Below are 5839 nucleotides of genomic sequence, written 5' to 3'. Positions count from 1 at the left end.
GCGCCGCGCGCTGTCCGCGCAGCCAGTCGGCCCACCACGGATCGCGCAGCATGTCCCCGTGCTGCTCGGTGAACCTGCCGAGGCAGCGGGCCGTGAGCAGCGCGGCCAGCTGCTGGGACAGGGCGCCGGGGACGACCGCGGGGTCGACGAGGAGTCCGGCGGCCCGCCGGGGCCGCTCCACCAGCGAGCGGCGTACCAGCGAGGGCGCGAACACGGCCGGGCAGGCCGGGGAGCCCAGGCCGATGGCGTCACCGCGCCGGAGCATCCCCCGGGCCACCGACGCCCCCGTCACCTGGATGCGGTCGGGCGGGGTGATCCCCGCCATCTGGTAGACACGGCTCACCAGGACCTCCGCCTGGGGCCCTGCCTCCGAGACCCAGTTCTCCTCACGCAGATCGGCGAGGGAGACCGTGGCACGGCCTGCGAGCGGGTGCCCGAGGGGCAGCGTCACCCAGAGCGGGTCGTCCAGGACGTCGTACGCGCGCACGGTGCGGTCCACCGCGTGCGAGAGGTTGTCCAGGCCCCAGGTGTGCGCGGCGTCCACCCGGTAGCCGGCGAGCTGCCGGAGCACCTGCCGGGGTGTGTCATGGCTGACCGAGAGGAGGATGCCCAGCGTGTCCGCCGCGTCCTCGACCAGGTCCTCCATCAGCGGTTCGGCGGTGGCGATCTCCAGGATGCGCGGCGCGTTCAGCGCCTCGGTGCCACGCCCGTAGATCTCGGTCTGCACGGCCTGGTCGACCTGGCGGAAGAACCTCCGTCCTGCGTTCAGCACCCGGGCGCCCTCCGGGCTCAGCCGGGCGGTCCGGGCACAGCGCAACGTCAGGCACAGCCCCGTGGCCTGGTCCAGCCGGTCGAGCCTGCGCTGGGCGGCTGCCGTTCTCAGTCCCGCCCTGCGGGCGGCTTCGGCGAGGTCACCGCACTGTCCGATCGCGTCCAGCAACCGCAGATCCGGACGCGAGAAAGGCAGCCGCGTCGGCCGGTCGGAAACGGAGGGCACGTGTATCGCAGAAGGCACGGACGGCTTCCTTACGGTTATGGATGACGCCTCTTCTTCACCTGTGACGGCCTGTTGCGGCTCACGTTAGGCAGGCGTTCTCTTCTCTCGCTCCTCTCACCGCAAGCACCGGGACAGCAGCGGGCGGGCACCGCGCAGTGCGGTACCCGCCGTGCTGTGGACGTGTTTCCTCAGGCCTGGTCGGTGGGACGGATGAAGATCTCGTTGACCGTGGCGTGCGGAGGGGCGGTGACGGCGTACAGGACGGCGCCGGCGATGTCCTCGCTCTGCAACTGGCGTATCTTCGCGACCCGTTCCGTGATCGCCGCCTTGGAGGGGGCGTGGGTGATGTGGTCGCGCAGCTCGGTCTCCACGGTGCCCGGCTCGATGACCACCACGCGTACCCCACGCTCGGTGACCTCTTGGCGCAGCCCCTCGCTGAAGCCGTTGACGGCGAACTTGCTGGCGTTGTAGACGGCGCTGCCGCGCCCGACGACGCGGGCGGCGATGGAGGAGATCTGGACGACGGTGCCCTGGTTCCTGATCAGTTCCGGGAGGGCCGCGTGGGTCATGTACATCAGACCCATGACGTTGGTGTCCATCATCCGGGTCCAGTCGGTGGTGTCGGCGTTCTCCACCGGCCCCAGCAGCATCAGCCCGGCGTTGTTCACCAGGATGTCGAGCCGGCCGAGGGTGTCGACGGTGGAGCGCACGGCGGCGGCCACGGCCTGCTCGTCGGTGACGTCCAGGTCGAGCACCTGGACTGCGGCGCCCTTCGCCTCCAGCTCGCCGCGCAGTGCTTCGAGGCGGTCGACGCGGCGTGCGGCGAGGGCGACCGAGGCTCCGGCCGCGGCAAGGGCGCGTGCGGTGGCTTGGCCGATTCCTGAGCTGGCTCCGGTGACGAGTGCGACTTTTCCCTGTAGCGATGAACTCATGAGGTCCTCGTTCTCGGGGGTGGTGAACCGGGCGGTGGGCCGGACGGGGATCCGGCCGAAAAACGTCCAACGGTGCGGCGCGCCGACCGTATCAGCCGGGTGGAGGCCCGGTGAACGACCCTCGGTGGCCCCTGTTATGTGCGTTCGTGGCTGGTTATGCGGGTCGGGCCGCCCCGTAGGGGAGGTCACGGGCCGGACGGTGAGGATGGGGCCGCTACTTCACGTCGGCATGCCCGTGCAGCGATAGGTGGGACCCCATGACGCAGGACGCAGCATCCCCGGACACGACAGCCGCGCCGTCCTACCCGATGGAGCGCGTCTCCCCGATCGATCCGCCGCCACCGCTCGCCCTGCTGAGGTCCGGCCCCGCCGCGAGCCGCATCACGATGTGGGACGGCAGCCAGGTGTGGCTGGTGACCGCGCATCCGCACGTGCGCGCGGTGCTCGCGGACCGCAGGTTCACCGCGGTGACCAGCGCCCCCGGCTTCCCGATGATGACGACCACGTCCGTCCTGGTGCGGGACAAGCCTCACACCGCTTCCTTCATCCGCATGGACGACCCGGACCACTCCCGGCTGCGGTCCATGCTCACCCGCGACTTCCTGCACGGCAGGGCCGAGGCGATGCGCCCGGTGCTGCGCGGGCACCTGGACGAGATGCTGGGCGAGCTGGTCAAGGGCGAGCGCCCGGTGGACCTCGTGCGCGGGCTGACGATCCCGGTCCCGTCCCGGGTGATCGCGCTGCTCTTCGGTGTCTCCGACGAGCAGCGCGAGCTGATCGAGAACCGGGCGGGGATCCTCATCGACCGCGGCTACCGCCCCGAGCAGGTCGCCGCGGCCCGCGACGAGCTGGACGGCCTGCTGCGCGACGTGGTCGAGGAGCGCATGCGGATGCCCGAGCCGGGCGACGACCTGGTGAGCCGGCTGGTCGTCGACCAGGTGCGCAAGGGCAATCTGACGGTCGAGGAGATGGTCCCGATGTGCCGGCTGCTGCTGGTCGCCGGGCACGGTACGACGACCAGTCAGGCCAGTCTCAGCCTGCTGAGCCTGGTCACCGACCAGGGCCTGGCCGACTCGCTGGCCAAGGACCCGGAACTGCTGCCCAAGGCGGTCGAGGAGTTGCTGCGCTACCACTCCATCGTGCAGAACGGGCTGGCCCGTGCTGCGCTGGAGGACGTGGAGCTGGGGGACGTGACGATCCGGGCCGGCGAGGGCGTGGTCGTGTCACTGTCGGCGGGCAACCGCGACGAGGCGGTCTTCCCATCCCCGGACACGCTGGACCCGCACCGGGACGCCCGGCGTCATCTGGCGTTCGGTCACGGTATCCACCAGTGCCTGGGCCAGTGGCTGGCCAAGGTGGAACTGGAGGAGATGCTGGCCGCCGTGCTGCGGTGGATGCCCGGTGCCCGGCTCGCCGTTCCCTTCGCCGAGCTGGACTTCCGGCACGAGGTGTCCAGCTACGGGCTCGGCGCCCTGCCGGTGACCTGGTGAGCGGCGGACGGCTGACCGTGGCCGTGGACACGGACGCCTGTTGCGCGATGGGGCGGTGCGCGGCGACGGAGCCGCGGGTCTTCGACCAGGATCCGGACAACGGCACCGTTGTCCTCCTCCTGCCCGAGCCACCGCCCGAACTGCACGAGACGGTACGGCTGTGCGCCGAGCTCTGCCCGTGCGCGGCCATATCCGTCACCGAGGACTGACACCACCGGTCGGCAACGGCCGTCGAGGAGCGATGATGATCGATCTGCCCGGTTCCGACGCCTCCGTCCGCCCGGACGCGCAGGCCGAGCTCGACGGGGACAGCAGTCCCCTCGGGCAGCGCACCCGCTGGGCGGTGGAACTGCTCACCGCCCCGCAAGCCCCTCGGGACGAGGACGTGTCCGAGGAGTTCGTCCCCGTCTTCCTCGCCCGGCACCCGGAGGGTTTCGCGGCGACGCTCGAACAGTGGCGTGGCCTGGGCCCGTTCACCGTCGCCGACTACCAGCCGGTGGCCCACAAGTCGTGGGTGACCCTGGAAGGCCCGGCGGGGGTCCGCTCCACTCTGTCGCTGACACTCGACTCCACCGGGCTGATCCGGGTACTGCACCTGGGTCCGGAGGTGGTGACGCCGCCGGTGCGCGCGTGGGACGACCTGGCGCGGGCCCTGGAGCAGCCGGGGGTGACCTGGTCGGCGCTGGTGACCCGGGTGGACGGCGGGGTGACCGAGACGCTGTACGCCAAGGACGCCGACCGGCCGATGCCCAACGGCTCCTCGTACAAGCTGTATCTGATGCGGGCGCTGGCCGAGGCGGTGGCCGCCGGCACCGTGCGGTGGGACGACGAGGTGACGATCACCCCGGCCCTGCGCAGCCTGCCCACCGGTGACATGCAGGAACTGCCGGACGACACCAGGGTGCCGGTGCGCGAGACCGCGTACAAGATGATCGCGATGAGCGACAACACCGCCGCCGATCTGATCCAGGACCTGCTGGGCCGGGACGCGGTGGAACGGGCCGTGGTGGACGGCGGTCACAGCGATCCGACGCTTCTGCGCCCCTTCCTGACGAGCCATGAGGTGTTCGAGATCGGCTGGGGCGCCCCGGAGCTGCGGGACGAGTGGGTCGCCGCGGACGAGGCGGGCCGCAGGCGTCTGCTGGAGCGGATCGCCGGCCCGATGACCGTGCGCGGCTCCGATCTCGGTCCGACCGTGCACCGGCTGGGTCTGGACTGGCACATGAGCGCCTGGGACGTGGCACGCGTCCTGGGCGCCCTGGTGGAGGACGGGGTACGGGACACGAGCGGGGTCGTGGACGCCGTGCTGACGGCTTACCCGGGGGTGCCGGTCGACTCGGCCCGCTGGCCCCGCGCGGTGTTCAAGGGGGGTTCGTGCCCTGGGGTGATGATGTTCTGCTGGCTGCTGGAGGACCCTGACGGCGTCCGGTACACGCTGGTGCTCCAGCAGTGCGCCGACGATCAGAAGCTCATCGGGGACGGGCAGTTCCTGCGCGGTATGGGTGGCCGGGTCATCGAGTCAGGTCTGCTCTCCGGTACCTCCCGGTGACCGCCCGGGACCGGTCTCTGGCCGTGCTGGTGGCGGTGCTGTGGGGATTGAACTTCCTCGCGGTACGGGTCGGGCTCGACCACTTCCCGCCCTTCTTCCTGGCGGCGCTGCGCTATCTGGTGCTGGCCGTGCCGGTGGTGCTGTTCGTGCCCCGCCCGGGTGTGCCTCTGCGGTGGCTGCTGGGGTACGGACTGGGTTTCGGCGTCGCCCAGTTCGGGCTGTTGTTCCTCGCCATCGAGCAGGGCATGCCGTCGGGCCTGGCGTCGGTGGTGGTGCAGGCGTCGGCGCCGTTCACCGTGCTGCTGGGGGCGCTGCTGCTGCGTGAGCGGGTCACCGGGCGGCAGCTCGCCGGTATCGGACTGGCGGTGCTGGGGATGGCCGTGATCGCGGTGGACCGGGCACGGACGGCGCCGTTGCTGCCGTTGGTGCTGACGGTGCTGGCGGCGCTCGGCTGGGCGGTCGGCAACCTGGCGAGCCGGCAGGCCAAGCCGCAGTACCCCTTGCGCTTCGCGCTGTGGATGGCGGTGGTCCCGCCCCTGCCGCTGCTGGCCCTGTCGGCGGTGATGGAGGGGCCGGCCACGGGGTGGCGGGCCCTGGGGTCGGCGTTCGGCCCCGACGGCTGGCCGGGCCTCGTCGCACTGGTCTACATCGCGGTACTGGGCAGCGTCGTGGGCTCCGGGATCTGGACGGCGCTGCTCAAGCGCTACCCGGCCGGCGTGGTGGCGCCGTTCTCGATGCTGGTGCCGGTGGTGGGCATGGCGGGCGCCTGGCTGGCGCTGGACGAGCGGCCCACCGGGTGGGCGGTGGCCGGCGGGGTCGCCGTGGTCTCCGGCGTGCTGCTCGGCACGGGCTGGCTGCCGCGCTTCCTGCG

6 protein-coding genes are annotated in these 5839 nt (G+C 71.7%); 4 read left to right on the top strand and 2 right to left on the bottom strand.

All coding sequences use genetic code 11. The annotated features are described in order from the left end of the window. Together VN520_RS34395 and VN520_RS34390 are read right to left on the bottom strand one after the other, a co-directional pair. On the bottom strand, positions 1 to 1015 hold a 1015-nt coding region (locus tag VN520_RS34395; protein WP_325750873.1), incomplete at its 3' end, for a LysR family transcriptional regulator. A 170-nt stretch (positions 1016 to 1185) separates the two neighbouring features. Continuing rightward, positions 1186 to 1929 (bottom strand): SDR family oxidoreductase, encoded by a 744-nt coding sequence (locus VN520_RS34390; protein WP_325750872.1) that lies wholly within the window; start codon positions 1927 to 1929, stop codon positions 1186 to 1188. A 257-nt stretch (positions 1930 to 2186) separates the two neighbouring features. Here VN520_RS34390 and VN520_RS34385 point away from each other — a divergent pair, with 257 nt between their 5' ends. The 4 genes from VN520_RS34385 to VN520_RS34370 all read left to right on the top strand — a co-directional run. After that, the gene (locus VN520_RS34385) at positions 2187 to 3419 is read left to right on the top strand and encodes a cytochrome P450 (RefSeq protein ID WP_325750871.1); all 1233 of its coding nucleotides are present in this window, start codon (positions 2187 to 2189) and stop codon (positions 3417 to 3419) included. Then, positions 3416 to 3628 carry a ferredoxin gene (locus VN520_RS34380; RefSeq protein WP_325750870.1) on the top strand — a complete coding sequence of 71 codons (213 nt, stop codon included), beginning with the start codon at positions 3416 to 3418 and terminating at the stop codon, positions 3626 to 3628. The genes VN520_RS34385 and VN520_RS34380 overlap by 4 nt, the downstream gene beginning before the upstream one ends. 35 nt (positions 3629 to 3663) lie before the next feature. Then, a complete protein-coding gene (locus VN520_RS34375; RefSeq protein ID WP_325750869.1) occupies positions 3664 to 4968 on the top strand; it encodes a Cpe/LpqF family protein in 1305 nt (434 codons plus the stop codon). Then, positions 4965 to 5839: EamA family transporter (locus tag VN520_RS34370; RefSeq protein ID WP_325750868.1), on the top strand; the 875-nt coding region annotated here is incomplete at its 3' end. The genes VN520_RS34375 and VN520_RS34370, both read left to right, overlap by 4 nt.

The sequence above is a fragment of the Streptomyces sp. genome, assembly GCF_035563135.1.
In the GTDB taxonomy this organism is placed as follows: domain Bacteria; phylum Actinomycetota; class Actinomycetes; order Streptomycetales; family Streptomycetaceae; genus Streptomyces.
Note: the sequence above shows the minus strand (reverse complement) of the source record. Positions and strands in the feature narration are given on the sequence as shown.